Source organism: Agrobacterium leguminum (genome assembly GCF_015704895.1).
Lineage (GTDB): Bacteria > Pseudomonadota > Alphaproteobacteria > Rhizobiales > Rhizobiaceae > Agrobacterium > Agrobacterium leguminum.
Window position 1 is genome coordinate 121,066 of record NZ_JADQWB010000008.1, and the last position, 16,547, is coordinate 137,612.

A 16,547-nucleotide genomic window follows, 5' to 3' on the forward strand; every position below is an offset into this window, starting at 1 on the left:
GGAAACGCGTCAGTGGCGGCCGGCTATTTTTTCACGGCATGCGGGAAATAATCGTACAATTCCCAGCGCTTTTAACGCGACCGTAAACAATTTTTGCCACGGTATGGCCACGTTTTTTGGGGGGAGGAAACAGGATGCCGGGTGTAAATCCGACTGCTGTCAAAGCTAAATCATTGTCGATAAAGGCCAAATTCGCAGCGCTCGTCACGGGCGCGACGCTGGTTTCATGTCTTTCCGTGGGGCTGTTGTCCTACGAGATGGGGAAGTCCGGACTGATCGACGCCAGCGAAATCAGGCTCGAAACGGTTGCAGGCAACCAGTCCAAGCAGCTTGATGCCTATACTTTGCGCGTCGAACAGAGCATTTCCGAACTGTCGCAAAACGCCGCGGTCGCACAGGCGCTGGAAACGATGACCACCGTCGTGCCGACGGAAAGGGATGCGATCATCCAGGCTTTCCGCCGCGAGGGCGTCTCCGAAGAGGAGCGCGCCTCCTTCAATGGCGAAGGCCTGCGACTGCTTTATGCCATTCGCCACGCCACCATCAACGCCACCATCGCCAGCGTCTGGCGCAACACCCGCGTCAGCGACATCTATGTAATCGACAAGACCGGCCTCATTATTTACACCGTGACCAAGGGGAAGAACTTCCTCACCAGCGTGACGGAACCGCAGAACGCCGCGATCAAGGACCTGTTCGACCGCATCGAAGCCGGCAAGGACGGCGTCGTCAGCACCACCGGCTTCAGCGGCGGCGAAAATGATTCGGCCATGATCGGCATGCCGCTCGCCGTCTCCAACTGGGGCCAGCTCCAGCGCAAGGGCGCCGTCATCATGCGCATCGCCGCCGATCGCATCGGCGCGGTGGTAACGCCCGAGGAAACCGGCAAGACCATCGATGACGCCGTTCTCCTGAGCGCCGACGGCAAACGTCGGGCCGGCGTTCTCTCGGGCGGCGCTGATGCTGCCGTTTCCGCAAGCCTCGCCACCCTTTCCAACGCAAACAACGCCGGAACGGTGATGGCGCAGACACCTGCGGGTAACATCTTCTATGCCTATCGCCCGGTCTCCGTCTTCGGACAGAAACATCTTCTGGCCATCGGCCAGCAGGAAAGCAAGGTTCTCGCCGCCGCCAACGATCTCGCCTTCTGGGCAACGGTCGCGACACTGGCCGTGCTTGCGATCATGACGCTGATCGGCATTTTCGTTTCCGCAAGCCTGACCAAGCCACTGACTGGCCTTGCGGGGCTGATGGAGCGCCTGAACGGCGGTGAAAACAACATCGAGATCAAGGCCGTTTCCCGTGGCGACGAGATCGGCACCATGGCGCGCGCGCTTGAATCTTTCCGTCAGGGCATTCTGGACAAGCAGCGCATGGAAGCCGAATCCCATCGCAAGAGCGAAGAACTGGACGAGGAACGCGCCCAGCGGGAAATGGAAAAAGCAAGAAGCGCGAAAGAACTGGAAGAGGCTGTCGACGCACTTGCCACCGGTCTTGCCAATCTCGCGGCCGGCAGGCTCGATCTCCGCATCGACAAATCCTTCGTACCGTCGCTCGATCATCTGCGCATCGACTTCAACAACTCCATGGCAGGCCTGGAAGCGACCATCTCCAACATCGGCGAAAGCGCCAATGCCATCCGCTCCGGCTCCGGCGAACTGAAAAGCGCATCGGAAGACCTGTCGCGGCGCACCGAACGCCAGGCCGCAGCCCTTGAGGAAGCGGCGGCGGCACTCGGAGACATGACGCAGGCCGTCAATCTCTCGCTGTCGCGCTGCAATGTCGCCGTCGAGGCGACGGCGGGCACGATGCAGGATGCGCACAAGTCCACGGCCGTCGTTAAAGAAGCGATCGTCGCGATGGAACGCATCGAAACCTCGTCGGCCAAGATCCGCCAGATCATCGACGTCATCGACCAGATCGCCTTCCAGACCAATCTGCTGGCGCTGAATGCCGGTGTGGAAGCCGCGCGCGCCGGAGAAGCCGGCAAGGGCTTTGCCGTTGTGGCGCAGGAAGTTCGCGAGCTTGCCCAGAAATCGGCAGCCGCCGCCCGGGACATCACGACGCTGATCGCCACCTCGGCGGGCGATGTGGAAAGCGGCGTGGCGCTGGTGCTGAAGACGGGTGAAAGCCTCGAGCAGATCCAGAAACGCATCCAGTCGGTCAACGACCAGATCGGCGAAATCGCCACGGCATCGCGCGAACAGTCCGGTCGCCTCAGCGAAATCAACGCCTCCGTCAACGAACTCGACCATGTAACGCAGCAGAATGCGGCCATGGTGGAGGAAACGACGGCGGCCGCCTTCTCGCTATCCAGCGAGGCGGACGGCCTGACCGAACAGGTCGGGCAGTTCTCGGTCGGCGGCCCCCGCCAACGGGACCAGCGTTACGCGGCATAAACCGCAACGAAAAAAGGCCGGAGGCAAAACCTCCGGCCTTTCTGTTTGAAGCCGGGCTCCCAGGGGCCGAAGCCCCTGGGAACACGCCGGCGATCTGGCACTACAGCCCCTCGCCGGCTTCCGGGGAGGACCTCAGAAGAAACCGACCTTGTTCGGGCTGTAGGAAACCAGCAGGTTCTTGGTCTGCTGGTAATGGTCGAGCATCATCTTGTGGGTCTCGCGACCGATGCCCGACTGCTTGTAACCGCCAAAGGCAGCGCCCGCAGGATAGACGTGATAGCAATTCGTCCATACGCGGCCCGCTTCGATGCCCCGGCCGGCCCGATAGGCAATGTTGGTATCGCGGCTCCAGACGCCTGCGCCCAGACCGTAAACCGTGTCATTGGCGATCTCGAGCGCCTCTTCCACCGTCTTGAAGGTGGTGACGGAAACGACCGGTCCGAAGATTTCCTCTTGGAAAATCCGCATCTTGTTGTTGCCTTCGAAGACGGTCGGCTGGATGTAATAGCCATCCTTCAGATCGCCCGTGAGCGTCTTGCGGTCGCCGCCGGTCAGAACCCTGGCGCCTTCCTTCTTGCCGATCTCCAGATAGCTCATGATCTTGTCGAACTGTTCCTGCGAGGCCTGCGCGCCCAGCATGGTCGACGGATTGAGCGGATCGTCCTGGCTGATGGCCTGCACCCGCTTGATCGCCTTTTCCATGAAGCGGTCATAGATCGATTCATGGACCAGCGCACGCGACGGGCATGTGCAGACTTCACCCTGGTTGAGCGCGAAGAAGGCGAAACCTTCGAGCGCCTTGTCGAGGAAGGCATCGTCCTCGTTCATCACATCGGCGAAGAAGATGTTCGGCGACTTGCCGCCCAGCTCCAGCGTGATGTTGGTGACGTTGTCAGCCGCATAACGCATGATTTCCTTGCCGACCGAGGTGGAGCCGGTAAAGGCGATCTTGGCGATGCGGTTGCTCTGCGCCAACGGCTTGCCGGCTTCGAGGCCCGTACCGTTGACGATGTTGAGGACGCCAGGCGGCAGCAGGTCTTCGATCAGCTCCATCACGATGAGAATCGAGGCCGGTGTCTGTTCCGCCGGCTTCAGCACCACGCAATTGCCGGCGGCAAGCGCCGGTGCAAGCTTCCACGCGGCCATCAGGATCGGGAAGTTCCAGGGAATGATCTGGCCGACGACCCCGAGCGGCTCATGGAAGTGATAGGCGACGGTATCGTTGTCGATTTCGCCGATCGTGCCTTCCTGGGCGCGGATGCAGCCCGCAAAATAACGGAAATGGTCGATGGCGAGCGGAATATCCGCATTGGTGGTTTCGCGCAGCGGCTTGCCGTTGTCCCATGTTTCGGCACGGGCGATGAGATCGAGATTGTCCTCGATCCGCTGGGCGATCTTGAGCAGGATGTTGGAGCGCTCCGTCACGCTCGTCTTGCCCCATTTATCGCGGGCCTTGTGGGCGGCATCCAGCGCGAACTCGATGTCGGATGCGTCCGAGCGCGGCACTTCGCAGATCTTGTGGCCGGTGACCGGCGAAAGATTATCCATGTAGCGGCCGGATTTCGGCTCCACCCATTTGCCGCCGATGTAATTGCCGTATTTCAGCTTGAAGGGCGCTTCGCCCGCTTTCTGCTGAACCTGAATGTTCATGATTTCATCCTCCCTGATGAAAACGATCCGCAGCGGATCGCATGGGAGGAAGGTGGGCCTAGATGGCGCGGTTCGGTAGAGGGGCGGCGCGGTTCCGCAGCGCACATTGTCTCACATCTGCGACAAAGGCGCCTCGATCCGGCATGATTGGCCGGATCGCACCCGCACGCACCTCAATGCACGTCGAATTTCTTCATCTTGCGGTGAAGCGTGGCGCGGCTGATGCCGAGCAGCGAGGCGGCCTGCGTGACATTGCCGTTGGTTCGCGATAACACGCGCCGCAGCGCCGAGCGTTCCGCTTCAGCAAGGTCGGAACCGCCATCGTGGCGCTGTTCCTGAAGAACATCGGCGGCGGGCAGTCCCTGCGCGATGCGGGCATCGTCCAGCTTCAGCGCAAGGCGTGCGGCACGGGTCGCGCCCAGCACGAGATCGTCCTGATCCACGGCCAGCAGCGACAGCGCCGCGCCGAACCCGCTCGGCACAACGACGATGCGCGCACCCGGAAAGGCGCGGCGGAAAAGATTGCCCTCGATGCGCTGCGCCGCATCCTTCACCGCCTGGGTGACGAAGGAGAAAGTCATCTCGTTGATGTCGTCGCGGCAGGTGGAAATATCGAGCGCGCCCGTCACCCGGCCGGTGTGATCGCGGATGGGAGCCGTGGTGCAGCAGAGTTCGGTATTCGACGTGAAGAAATGCTGATCGCGGTAGACCACCACCGAGCGCTCATCCACCAGTGCCGTGCCGATACCGTTGGTGCCCACGCTTTCTTCGCTCCAGACCGCCCCGGACCAGAGGCCAAGCGCCCGGAAATCACGATCATCGCCCGAAGCGCCGCGGCGCTCCAGCGCAACGCCCTGCGCATCGGTCAAAAGCAGGCAGCAGCCGGATTTGCCGACGCTTTGGAAAATGCGGTCGAGTTCATCCGTGCTTTCGGCAATCAGGCCGGCCGCACTTTCACGGGCGCGGCGGAATTCATACTCGCTGAGAAAGATCGGCTTGCGGTTTTCCTCCGGTGCAAGATGATGTTTGACCATGCAGCGACGCCAGGAGGCGACAATCGGAGAACTTGCGGCGGCGGAACGATGGCGCGCGGTTTCATACACGCGTTCCGCATGGGCGATGTCTGTCGGCATACGCTCCTCCCAAAGCTTTTCGGCGATGGTGCGCTGGAAGCGGCCATGTTTCAACAAAAAATTTCGCGACCGGCATTGCCGGGCGCAGTCGCGGGCGGCACCAGACTATCGAACCGCCTTGAAATAACGCCGGCCGGCGGTCACGTCCGTTTCATCCTCAGCCGAAAGGAACGTATCGTCCACGAGATTGGCAATGGAGGTCAGCGGACCGGGCTTGCCGAAAAAGAAGCCCTGCACCTGCAGGCAGCCTTCACGCCGCAGGAACTCGATATGGGCCTTGGTTTCGACGCCTTCCGCAAGCACCGGAATATTGAGGCTGTGCGCCAGAATGAGCGTCGAGCGAACGATCGCCTCCGACTGCACGTTGGTCGACAGGCCATCGATGAAGGCGCGGTCGATCTTGATCTTGTCGAAGGGGAAGCTCTGCAGCGTCGAAAGCGATGAATAGCCCGTACCGTAGTCATCCATGGCGATCTTGACGCCGAGCGCCTTGAGTTTGCGGATGGTGACGAGCGCGTGGCGATGGTCGGCGATAATGCTGCCTTCGGTGATTTCCAGCTCGAGCCTTTCCGGCGCAAGCCCCGTCTCGGCGAGAATTTTCTCAACCTTGTCGGGGAAATCATTATCCGCAAGCTGCTGCGGCGCGACGTTTACGGCAATGGCGAGCGATTTTTTCCACTGAGCGGCCTGCGCGCAGGCTTCTCTCAGAACCCATTCGCCCAGTTCGACGATAAAGCCGGTCTGTTCGGCGATCGGAATGAATTCGGCCGGGGAGACCATGCCGCGTTCGGGATGGTTCCAGCGCAAAAGCGCTTCGAAACCGACGATACTGCCGCTCTTGGTGTCGTTCTGCTGCTGGTAATAAAGCTCGAACTCGTTATTGGCGAGGCCGCTGCGCATGGCGACGGCCAGCACGTTGCGCTCACGCGCGGCCTCGTCCATGGATTTGTCGTAAAAGCAGATCGTATCCGAACTGCCGCTTTTTGCCCGGTACATGGCGACATCCGCCTGTGCCATCAGCGTATCGGCATCGATGGAACCGGTATTGCGAACCGATATGCCGACGCTTGCGCCGACCGAAAATGTCTGTCCGTTCCATTCCACCGGCTTGCTGATCTGCTCGATCAATCGCTGGGCGAATTCCGCGCCATCGGCGCGGGTGTAGTAGGAATGGGTCATCGCCACGAATTCATCGCCGCCCATGCGGGCCAGGAACTCCCCGGTCTTCAGCACGGAACTCGCGCGGTCGGCAATGGCGCGCAGCACGGCGTCACCCGCCGCATGGCCATGCACGTCATTGATTTCCTTGAAACGGTCGAGATCGATGGACAGAAGCGCCGTATGCGCCCCCATCAAGACATGGCGTGTGCGGCGATTGAGATGCTCGATGAATGCCGCCCGGTTGGGAATGCCCGTCAGCGGATCGTGCAACGAAAGATGGCGATAGCGGGCAACCGCCTGCTGGGTGGACTGGGCATCGATGACATAGGTGGAGAGCCCGAGCGCCAGAAGCAGAAGCGTCACCGCAATGGCGCCTCCGCCCATGATGGCCGGCGGCAGCAGGTTTTCCGGAATGACGATGCGCGGGTCGAAGGCGAAGGACATCGACGCCATGCCGGTATAGTGCATTGAGGCAATGGCCAGAATGAGAAACGCCACAGCACTATACTGGCAGAAACGGTTGAGAGGCCGGGCAATGCGATTGACCGCGATGGCGCCCAGCACAGCGCCCAATACCAGCGAGGCGATGACATAGGCCTGATCCCAGAAAATCATGCCCTGAACATTATAGGCAGCCATGCCGGTATAGTGCATCGCCGCAATGCCGAGGCCGAGGACTACGCCACCGGCCTCCACCAGCACGCTGCGCCCGCCATAGGCGGAAATGCCGAAGCCGGCAGTCGTTGTGGTAATGGCGATCAGAAGCGACAGCCCGGTGAGATAGGGATCGTATCCGACATCACCCGCCGCGACATAGCCCAGCATCGCGACGAAATGGGTGGTCCATATCGCCGCCCCGCCATTGACGCCCGCCAGAAACAGCCAGTTGACCTTCTGCACGCCCGTCGCCAGACGTGCTTTCGAAAAAAGGCGCATCGAGACGAAACTGCCCAGCATGCAGACGAAGACGGCTGCGGCGGTGTATCGATAGTCGTGATCGATGGTGAGGCACTGGAGAACTTTGAGCATTGTCATCTACGCAATTGGAATTTTGCGTAGCCTTATCATTCGCCAAGTTTTCACCCGGTTTATGTGCATGGATAAGCATATATTAAAGGTTGCAACAAACGAGTGAATTAGTGATAACTAATAAAATTATAAAGCGGCACCCGTCAAAAACGGGCCGCTCTTGTCTTTATGCCCCGTTTGTATTATAGCGCCCGCACCCGTGTAGACACCCTTGGAGGCAACGCGGGCGGGATGGCCTTTGGCCTCTCCGGTTCAGGCCGCTTCGTTCGGCGTGAACTCTCCATATAACCTCGAAAGGAATTGCCATGAGCAAAGAATCGTATGAGCTCAAGGCCGAGGCGCGCGAACGAGTTGGTAAGGGGTCCTCTCGTGAACTTCGCCGCAACGGTTTGATTCCCGCTGTCATCTATGGTGACAAGCAGGCCCCCATTTCCATCGCCCTGTCGACCAACGAAGTCACCAAGCGTATCCACGCCGGCGGTTTCATGACGACGGTTGCGATCATCGACGTCGACGGCAAGAAGATCAAGGTTCTCCCGAAGGACTACCAGCTTGATCCGGTCCGCGACTTCACCATGCACGTCGACTTCCTGCGCGTTTCGGGCAACACGCTCGTCAACGTCGAAGTTCCGGTTCACTTCGTCAACGAAGAAAAGTCGGACATCAAGATCGGCGGCGTTCTGAACATCGTTCGCCACACGGTGGAATTCCACTGCCCGGCCAACGACATTCCGGAATTCATCACGGTCGACCTCGCTGGTCTGAAGATCGGCGACAACGTTCACATTTCGAATGTGAAGCTGCCGAAGAACATCACGCCGGTTATCGCCGACCGTGACTTCACGATCGCAACGATCGTCGCTCCGGCTGGCGGCGTTGCAGAAGAAACGACTGAAGAAGCTTCCGAGGAATAATCGGCGGCCGCAAGGCCGAACAGCTTTGAACAATGAGGCCCGTTCCGTTTTCGGAACGGGCCTTTTAGTTTTTATGAACTTTAAAACCAGAAAGCTTGCCATCCTCACCTGATACGGAACCCGTTTCAGTGTCGATTAACACTTCCATGAAACGATACCCTCGCGCTGTCGTGGAACACCGGCCGGGCTGAGGAAATGCGTGGGAAAACAGGCTTTTGCCGAAAACCCTCGCAAAACCCTCCGGGCGGACGAAACGGGGCGCAGCAAGTCTGGGGCAAAGGGTAGCTGCAATCGAACATGGCTCATTCCGTCGAAAGTCGCTTTATCGCGATTGTTTCCGGCGCACTTCTTACAGTGGTCGCCCCGCTCTTCACGCTTTTGCTGACGCTCTCCTATCACGAAGCCATTCGCAGCCAGCGTAACCACCTTGAGATTCTGCTGTCGACCAATGCGCAGGCGCTTGCCCGGCCCCTGTGGGACCTTGATGACGACACCATAAACCAGATTACCGGCACCCTCATCTCCGACCCCGTGATCAGGATGGTCGAGGTCAGGGATACCTCCGGCCAGCTCGATATCGTCCAGACGGCCGGCAGCGACATCATTCAGGATGCGGCCTCGACGACGCGCGAAGTGACCTACAAGACCACGAAGGGCTCCGTCACCGTCGGGCAACTGACGATCTATTACGACAATGTCAGCCTTCTGACCTCTTTGAGCCGTACCGAACTGGCCTTCATCACGATTTTCATCCTCGCCGTCCTTACCATCGTTCTTGCCGCCATCGCCGGCAACCGCTTCATGGTCATCCGTCCGCTGATGCGGCTGGCGGCCGCCATCGAGGCGACGCGGCGTCTCGGCTCGCGCCACCACGTCGACTGGCGCTCGAAGGACGAAATCGGCCGGCTGGCGAAAAGCTTCAACGAAATGCAGACCCAGCTCGAAAAGGAAGAGCTGGAGATCAAGAACGCACATGAGCGCAAGACAGAAATCTACAACCGCACGCCCGCCATGCTGTTTTCGCTCGACAGGCACGACCGCATTGCCGCCGTCAGTGACTATTGGGTGCAGGCGACCGGTTACGACCGCACCCGTATACTCGGCCTGAATTTCGCCGATCTCATCCATCCCGATGACCGGCTTCTGTTCCAGCAGCGCAAGACGGCTCATCCCTTGCCCGACGCCTCGCATAGCGGCATTACCGTGCGTTTCCATTGCATGGATGGCAGCGTCATGGATGCGCTCATCCTCGAAAAGGCTCTCGATTCCGGCGATGCGGCCCATCAGAGCACCTGCCTCTGCGTCATGACGGACGTGACCGAACTGCGCCAGTCGGAAAAGCGCAACCGCCAGCAGGCCATTTCCGACCACCTGACCGGCCTTTTCAACCGCCAGGGCTTCGAGGCCATTCTCGACCTGCAAATCCGCGATGCGGACCGCAATGGCAGCGAGCTGGCCTGCCTGTTCATCGACCTCGACCGGTTCAAGGCGATCAACGACAATCTCGGCCATGCCGCGGGCGACGCCGTTCTCAAACAGTTCACGTTGAAGCTCGAACCGCTGCTGACGCCGCTGGACAGCGCATCGCGGCTTGGCGGCGACGAATTCGCCATTCTTCTGGCCGGCGACAAGGTGGAAGAGCGCGCCCTGCAATTCTGCGAGCGCATCTGCGCCATGCTGGACACGCCCTTCGAGATCGAAAGCAACAGCATCCGCCTCAGCGCCAGCATCGGCATGGCCGTCTATCCCCTGCACGCCGCCAGCGCCTCCGAGCTTTTGCAGAATGCCGACATGGCGATGTATACCCGCAAGCGCACGGGCAAGAACGGCTCACAGGTCTTCGACAGCTCGATCATGGACCGGGCGCGCGAACATGCGGAGCTGGAACGGGATATCGCGCAGGCGCTTTCCGAAGACTGGTTCGAGGCCTATTTCCAGCCGATTCAAAACCTCGCCACCGGCCAGACGGCGGGTTTCGAGGCGCTGCTGCGTCTCAACCACCCGGACAAGGGCCTGCTTTCTCCGGCCGCAATCGTCAGCCTTGCGGAAGAAAACGGCACTATCCACCGCATCGGCAATGTCATTCTCGATCAGTCGATCGCCAATCTCGCCAGGCTGTCGCGCCTGCCGGGCATGGACCAGACCTATGTGGCGGTGAATTTCTCGCCGCTGCAATTCGAACCGGGATTGCCGACGCGCATCGCCGGCGTTCTGCACCGCCATGGCATCCTTCCCAGACGGCTGGTCATCGAGATCACCGAAGCCGTTATCATGAAGGACGATCCGCAAATTCGGGCGATCCTCAATGCCATCCACCAGCTCGGCTGCCGCATCGCGCTGGATGATTTCGGCACGGGTTATTCTTCGCTCAGCTATCTCAGCCGTTTTCCGGTCGATATCGTCAAGATCGACCAGTCCTTCACCCGCTCGATCTGCGACGACAGGATGGACATCAGGCAGCGCAACCGCATGCTGGTCGAAGGCATCGCGGCCATCTCGCACAAGATGAACTGCGCCGTCATTGCCGAGGGAGTCGAGACGGAAGAACAGAAAGCGCTTCTGACCGATATAGGCGCTGATTTCGGGCAGGGTTATTTCTTCGCGCGTCCGCAGCCGGTCGAAAGGCTGATCACCTCACTCGACACGGCGTCCGGGCAAAACCGCGCCGCGGCGCGGCAAGCATGAACCGGCAGGGGGCAGCCATGGGATTGATCCGCTTTTGCCTGATCTTTCTTGCGCTCGCCACTCCGGCGAGCGCGGCCAAGCTCTTCCTGACCACCGAGGTCTATCCGCCCTATAATCTGCAGGCCAGCGACGGCAGCGTGCGGGGTGTCTATTTCGACCAGCTCAGAACCGTGCTCGAGGACACCGGCACCGGTTACGAAGTCGCCGTCATGCCCTGGGCGCGGGCCATCGCACTGGCCAGAACGCAGGCCATGCACTGCGTCTTCGCCGCTGCGAGAACGCCGGAGCGGGAAAAACAGTTCAAATGGGTCACGCCGATCCATATCGACCGCAACATTCTCGTGGCGCGCCGCAACGCGAATATCGAAGCCTCCAGCCTGGAGGAAGCCAAGAAATATCGGGTGGGAACCCAGCGTGGAGATTACACCGAAGCGCTTCTGGAAAAGCTCGGTTTCCCGCAGGTGGATGTCGGCGCGGATTTCGAGATCACGCTTCACAAGCTGAAGGCCGGCCGCATCGACCTGATGCCCATGTCTGAAAGCACCTTCAAAAGCCTGCCCGCCGACACTTTCAGCGAAGTGATAACTCTCTCGCGGCAGCAGCTTGGGCTTGCCTGCAACAAAAGCGTACCCGACGAGGTCATCGCGAAATTACAGGCCCGGCTGGACAGGCTGATCGCCGACGGAACGCAGCAACGGATATTCGACCGCTATAATCTCGTCAGCCCCTGAGCCCATCCGAAACTCCATAAAAGCCCCAAATCCATAAAAAGATTGACAGCCGGCGGTTTTCGGGGTGGTGACAACAGCATCATCAGGCAAAACGCGGACATGCCCCATGAAGATCATCGCAGGACTTGGTAATCCCGGCGCGCAATATGCGGTAAACCGTCACAATATCGGCTTCATGGCCGTCGATGCGCTGCAGCGCCTGCCGTCCTTTGCGCCCTGGTCGAAAAAATTCAAGGCGGAGATTTCCGAAGGCGAGATCGGCGGCGAGAAGGTCCTGCTGATGAAGCCGCTGACCTATATGAACCTTTCGGGTGAATCCGTCGGCGAAGCCATGCGCTTCTTCAAGCTTGCGCCGGCAGACATCATCGCCATCCATGACGAACTGGATTTGCCGGCCGGCCGCGCCCGCATCAAGACCGGCGGCGGCCATGGCGGCCATAACGGCCTGAAATCGCTCGACGCCCATTGCGGCAAGGACTATCGCCGCCTGCGGCTCGGCATCGGCCATCCCGGTGACAAGGAACGGGTGCACGGCCACGTGCTCGGCGATTTCGCCAAGGCAGACCGGGTCTGGCTCGATCCGCTTCTGGACGCCATTGCCGACAATGCCGCCATGCTGGTGAAAGCCGAGGATTCACAATTGATGAACAAGCTGGCGCTGGCCACGGGCAGCAAGCCGGAAGCCGAAAAGCCGGCCAAGGCGGCCAAACCCGCCGCACAGTCCCATATCCATCAGGCACGCAACAGCGCCCAGCCGAAAAAGCTGCCGGAAACCGGCCCGATGGCCGAAATGCTGAAGCGTATGTTCAGCAAGAAGGACTAGATCGCGAATGTCTTCGGAGCCCACCGTCCTGCGCGCAGCCGGAGCCGGCGATCTGGCCGGATTGCTTGACCTTTACCGGGCGCTCAATCCGTCCGACCCTGAAATGACGGCAGAAGAAGCGAACACGGCTTTCGCGGCCATGCTCGCCCAGCCGGGCCTGACCGTGTTTCTTGCGACCGAAGGCGAAGAAGCGGTCGCCACCGCCACGCTGCAGATCGTTCCGAACCTGACGCGCGCCGCCCGCCCCTATGCCCTTATCGAAAACGTGGTGACGCTGGAAAACCGGCGCGGCCGCGGATATGGCCGCGCGGTGGTGCGCCATGCCGTGGAGGCGGCTTTTGCGGCGAACTGCTACAAGGTGATGCTGTTGACCGGCCGGCAGCGTCCGGAGGTCCACGCCTTTTACGAAAGCTGCGGTTTCGCGCAGAACAAGACGGGCTTTCAGATCCGGCAGGACTAACGCTCACTCCTCCGGCTCGGTGGTGAACATCAGCGGAAATCCCGCTTCCTTGCCGAGATCGGTCGCTTCCTTGGCCTTGGTCTCGGCGATATCGCGCTCGCAGACAACGACGACCGCGCTGCCGAAGCGGTGCGCCGTCATCATCACCCGGTGACCGGTTTCCTCGCTCATGCGGAAGACCGCTTTCAACACCACGGTAACGAACTCACGCGGCGTATAGTCGTCATTCAGCAGAATGACCTTGTAGAGCTTCGGCCGTTCCAGCTTCGGTTTGACTTTCGGTTTCGGCTTGAGATCGACAGGACTGTCACTCATCATGGTCGCTCGTGCCTGTCGCTCATCGCGGTTGTTCATGGGAAAACCCCGTTGATGACGAAAGATCGATCGCTTGACCGGCTTATATTGCGCCGCAACCGCAGCATCGGCAACCCTGCCCGAAATTCCGCACCATTAAAGGTGCTTTGCCCGCACAAATCGGCCCGCGGGCTTGACCTTGCCCTGCCCTTTCCGCAAAAGGCTCCTCAACGAATTCTTTCAAACGGACAGGTTTCAAGCCATGGGCTTCAAATGCGGTATCGTTGGATTGCCAAATGTCGGCAAGTCCACTCTCTTCAACGCGCTGACGAAAACGGCAGCGGCGCAGGCGGCCAACTATCCCTTCTGCACCATCGAGCCGAACACCGGCGAAGTGGCGGTTCCGGATGCGCGCATGAAAATCCTCGCCGACATTGCCGGCTCGAAGGAAATCATCCCCACCCGCATCTCCTTCGTGGATATCGCCGGCCTGGTGCGCGGCGCATCGAAGGGCGAAGGCTTGGGCAACCAGTTCCTCGCCAATATCCGCGAAGTGGACGCCGTGGTTCACGTTCTGCGCTGCTTCGAAGATGACGACATCACCCACGTCGAAGGCCGCATCAATCCGGTGGCCGATGCCGAAACCATCGAGACCGAGCTGATGCTTTCCGACCTCGAAAGCCTTGAGCGCCGCACGGAACAGACCCGCAAGCGCGCCACCGGCAAGGATAAGGAATCGCTGGCGCAGCTGCCGCTGATGGAAGCCTCGCTGAAGCTTCTGAACGAAGGCAAGCCGGTCCGCACCCTGCTCTCCACGCTTGATGCCGAAGAACTGCGCATCCTTCAGGGCCTCAACCTCCTGACCGCGCATCCGGTCCTCTACGTCTGCAACGTCGCCGAAAGCGACGCCGTCGACGGCAACGAACATACCAAGGCCGTTGCCGAAATGGCCAAGGCTCAGGGTGCGGAATCCGTCGTCATCTCCGCGGCGATCGAATCCGAAGTCGCGCAGCTTCCCGATGAAGAGGCGAAGGAATTCCTCTCGGCCCTGGGGCTTGAGGAAGCAGGCCTCGACCGCCTGATCCGCGCCGGCTACAAGCTGCTCGATCTCATCACCTATTTCACCGTCGGCCCGAAGGAATGCCGCGCCTGGACCATCGAGCGCGGCACCAAGGCCCCGCAGGCCGCCGGCGTGATCCACTCCGATTTCGAACGCGGCTTCATCCGCGCCAACACCATCGCTTACAACGACTATGTCGCCTTCAAGGGCGAAGTCGGCGCGAAGGAAGCCGGCAAGGCTCGCGACGAAGGCAAGGAATATGTGGTTCAGGATGGCGACGTCATCCACTTCCGCTTCAATACCTGATCTGGATTGAGGTGAGGACGGTCGGGGCGTAGTCGCCCGGACATCGCGGCACGGTTTCTTCTCCCCGCCGGGGAGAAGGTGGCCCGAAGGGTCGGATGAGGGGGCAAGCTCTCGGTTTATCTCTACCCTCGCCCCTCATCCCGCTGCCGCGACCTTCTCCCCCTCGGGGAGAAGAAACAGGCGGCACCCGCTCGCCCCATTCCGCCGCATCGCACCCTCGATTTGACCTTTACGTAAAGGGAAAAATCATTTTAGATGCCGCCGATATTGACTGTGCGAAGGGAGGAAACCATGACGCCGGTCGCGACATATGCCTATGAGGATTTTTCCGTCGGTCGGGAATTTCCTTTGGGCCCACAATCGATTTCCGCAGAGCAGATCATCACCTTCGCCAGCGAATTCGACCCGCAGCCGATGCATCTTTCCGAAGAGGCGGGCCGCCAGAGCATTCTCGGCGGACTGGCGGCTTCCGGCTGGCATACCTGCAGCCTGCTGATGCGGATGATGGCGGACAGCTACATCTCGAACTCGACCTCGCAGGGCAGCCCCGGAATCGATTTCGTTGACTGGAAAAAGCCGGTTCTGGCGGGCGATACGCTTGTCGGAAAATCCATCGTGCTGGAACAGCGGCCCTCCGCCTCGCGCCCCGGCATCGGCCTCGTGAAATTACGCCACGAGCTTTATAACCAGCGCGGCGTTCTGGTATCGCACGGCGAAAACACCGTGATGTTCCTGATGCGCGGCAATGGAGGCGTTGCAGCATGAAACTGGCAGAACTTTCTCCCATCGGCGAACGTGTCACCCTCGATACGCTGCATTTTTCCGCCGAAGACATCATCCGTTTTGCCCGCGATTTCGATCCGCAGCCCTTTCATCTCGACGCGGAAGCCGCAAAGAACAGCGTTTTCGGCGCTCTCTGCGCTTCCGGCTGGCACACCGGCGCAGGCTGGATGAAATGCTTCCTCTCTCACTGGGCCAAAGAGGTGAAAAGGTTGAAACTACAGGGCCTTGAGCCGCCCAAACTCGGCCCCTCCCCCGGCTTTCGCGAACTCAAATGGAAAAAACCGGTCTTCGCCGGAGACGATGTCACCTATTTCGTCACCCTGCTCGAGACCCGAGCGCTGGAATCCAGAGCCGGCGTCTGGCTGAACACCACATTTAACGAGGGCGTCAACCAGTCGGGAGAAACAGTGATGACCTTCCAGAGCGGGGTTCTGGAATTCGAATAGAAAAGCGTCGGGGCAATAGCGTCACCATTGCCCCGTTACCATCTCAGTGGCCGGAAAATTCCACCAGCGTCCGCACCTCGACACCGAGGTCTTCCAGCTTCTTGCGGCCACCGAGATCGGGCAGGTCGATAACGAAACAGGCGGAAACGATCTCCGCACCCATCTGCCGCAGCAGCTTGACCGCGCCTTCGGCAGTGCCGCCGGTGGCAATCAGGTCATCGACCAGAATAACTTTTTCGCCCGGCTGTACCGCATCCACATGCATTTCCATTTCGTCGACGCCGTATTCAAGGCTGTAGGCGACGCGGACGGTGGTGTGCGGCAGCTTGCCCTTCTTGCGGATCGGCACGAAACCGGCCGATAGCTGATGCGCCACCGCACCGCCCAGAATGAAGCCGCGTGCTTCCATGCCGGCGATCTTGTCGATCTTCGTTCCCGCATAGGGCTGCACGAGTTCGTCCACGGCACGGCGAAAAGCGCGGGGGTTGCCGAGCAGTGTCGTGATGTCCCGGAAGATGATGCCCGGCTTCGGATAGTCGGGAATGGAACGGATGGCAGCGGAAAGCTCCGAAGCGATAACGGTCATGGTATTTCCAGTTGAGACTAGGGAAATGGATCAGAAGGTTCGGGCCACCCTATCAACTTGACGGCTGCGGACCAACTAAAAAGGGCC

14 protein-coding genes are annotated in these 16,547 nt (G+C 60.2%); 9 read left to right on the forward strand and 5 right to left on the reverse strand.

The genetic code is table 11. The features are described from left to right. Positions 1–134: 134 nt before the first annotated feature. Positions 135–2,399, forward strand: a complete 2,265-nt coding sequence (locus I3J13_RS14195; protein WP_196379199.1) for a methyl-accepting chemotaxis protein — start codon at positions 135–137, stop codon at positions 2,397–2,399. Between the two features lie 132 nt (positions 2,400–2,531). Here the strand turns inward: I3J13_RS14195 and adh are convergent, their stop codons facing one another. The 3 genes from adh to I3J13_RS14210 form a co-directional block, all read right to left on the reverse strand. Then, a complete protein-coding gene (adh, locus tag I3J13_RS14200; RefSeq protein ID WP_059757421.1) occupies positions 2,532–4,049 on the reverse strand; it encodes an aldehyde dehydrogenase in 1,518 nt (505 codons plus the stop codon). 173 nt (positions 4,050–4,222) lie between these two features. Continuing rightward, positions 4,223–5,182, reverse strand: a complete 960-nt coding sequence (locus tag I3J13_RS14205; RefSeq protein WP_003522885.1) for a helix-turn-helix domain-containing protein — start codon at positions 5,180–5,182, stop codon at positions 4,223–4,225. Positions 5,183–5,287: 105 nt separating this feature from the next. Further along, complete coding sequence (locus I3J13_RS14210; protein ID WP_196379200.1) at positions 5,288–7,372, reverse strand: putative bifunctional diguanylate cyclase/phosphodiesterase; 2,085 nt, start codon at positions 7,370–7,372, stop codon at positions 5,288–5,290. A 305-nt stretch (positions 7,373–7,677) separates the two neighbouring features. Between I3J13_RS14210 and I3J13_RS14215 the strand changes: the two genes are divergently transcribed. From I3J13_RS14215 to I3J13_RS14235, 5 genes are all read left to right on the forward strand, one after another. Continuing rightward, positions 7,678–8,286 carry a 50S ribosomal protein L25/general stress protein Ctc gene (locus I3J13_RS14215; RefSeq protein ID WP_004430287.1) on the forward strand — a complete coding sequence of 203 codons (609 nt, stop codon included), beginning with the start codon at positions 7,678–7,680 and terminating at the stop codon, positions 8,284–8,286. Positions 8,287–8,583: 297 nt separating this feature from the next. After that, complete coding sequence (locus tag I3J13_RS14220) at positions 8,584–10,971, forward strand: putative bifunctional diguanylate cyclase/phosphodiesterase (protein WP_174057128.1); 2,388 nt, start codon at positions 8,584–8,586, stop codon at positions 10,969–10,971. A gap of 17 nt (positions 10,972–10,988) precedes the next feature. Then, positions 10,989–11,702, forward strand: coding sequence for a substrate-binding periplasmic protein (locus tag I3J13_RS14225; protein ID WP_174057129.1), 714 nt, complete (start codon positions 10,989–10,991; stop codon positions 11,700–11,702). A 106-nt stretch (positions 11,703–11,808) separates the two neighbouring features. After that, positions 11,809–12,525, forward strand: coding sequence for an aminoacyl-tRNA hydrolase (gene pth / locus I3J13_RS14230; RefSeq protein WP_035260419.1), 717 nt, complete (start codon positions 11,809–11,811; stop codon positions 12,523–12,525). Positions 12,526–12,532: 7 nt separating this feature from the next. Beyond that, the gene (locus I3J13_RS14235; RefSeq protein WP_196379201.1) at positions 12,533–12,985 is read left to right on the forward strand and encodes a GNAT family N-acetyltransferase; all 453 of its coding nucleotides are present in this window, start codon (positions 12,533–12,535) and stop codon (positions 12,983–12,985) included. A 3-nt stretch (positions 12,986–12,988) separates the two neighbouring features. Here I3J13_RS14235 and clpS read toward each other — a convergent pair whose 3' ends face one another. Next, positions 12,989–13,300 (reverse strand): ATP-dependent Clp protease adapter ClpS, encoded by a 312-nt coding sequence (gene clpS / locus I3J13_RS14240; protein WP_035260429.1) that lies wholly within the window; start codon positions 13,298–13,300, stop codon positions 12,989–12,991. A gap of 241 nt (positions 13,301–13,541) precedes the next feature. On the opposite strand from clpS, the gene ychF reads away from it, so the two are divergent. The 3 genes from ychF to I3J13_RS14255 all read left to right on the forward strand — a co-directional run bounded on the left by ychF (position 13,542) and on the right by I3J13_RS14255 (position 15,874). Then, positions 13,542–14,645, forward strand: coding sequence for a redox-regulated ATPase YchF (gene ychF, locus I3J13_RS14245; protein ID WP_035260423.1), 1,104 nt, complete (start codon positions 13,542–13,544; stop codon positions 14,643–14,645). A 291-nt stretch (positions 14,646–14,936) separates the two neighbouring features. Beyond that, on the forward strand, positions 14,937–15,410 hold the full coding sequence (locus I3J13_RS14250) for a MaoC family dehydratase (protein WP_059757409.1): 474 nt from the start codon (positions 14,937–14,939) through the stop codon (positions 15,408–15,410). Next, on the forward strand, positions 15,407–15,874 hold the full coding sequence (locus I3J13_RS14255; RefSeq protein WP_059757406.1) for a MaoC family dehydratase: 468 nt from the start codon (positions 15,407–15,409) through the stop codon (positions 15,872–15,874). The genes I3J13_RS14250 and I3J13_RS14255 overlap by 4 nt, the downstream gene beginning before the upstream one ends. A 43-nt stretch (positions 15,875–15,917) precedes the next feature. Here the strand turns inward: I3J13_RS14255 and I3J13_RS14260 are convergent, their stop codons facing one another. Then, positions 15,918–16,460 (reverse strand): adenine phosphoribosyltransferase, encoded by a 543-nt coding sequence (locus I3J13_RS14260; protein WP_003494623.1) that lies wholly within the window; start codon positions 16,458–16,460, stop codon positions 15,918–15,920. Positions 16,461–16,547 lie beyond the last annotated feature (87 nt).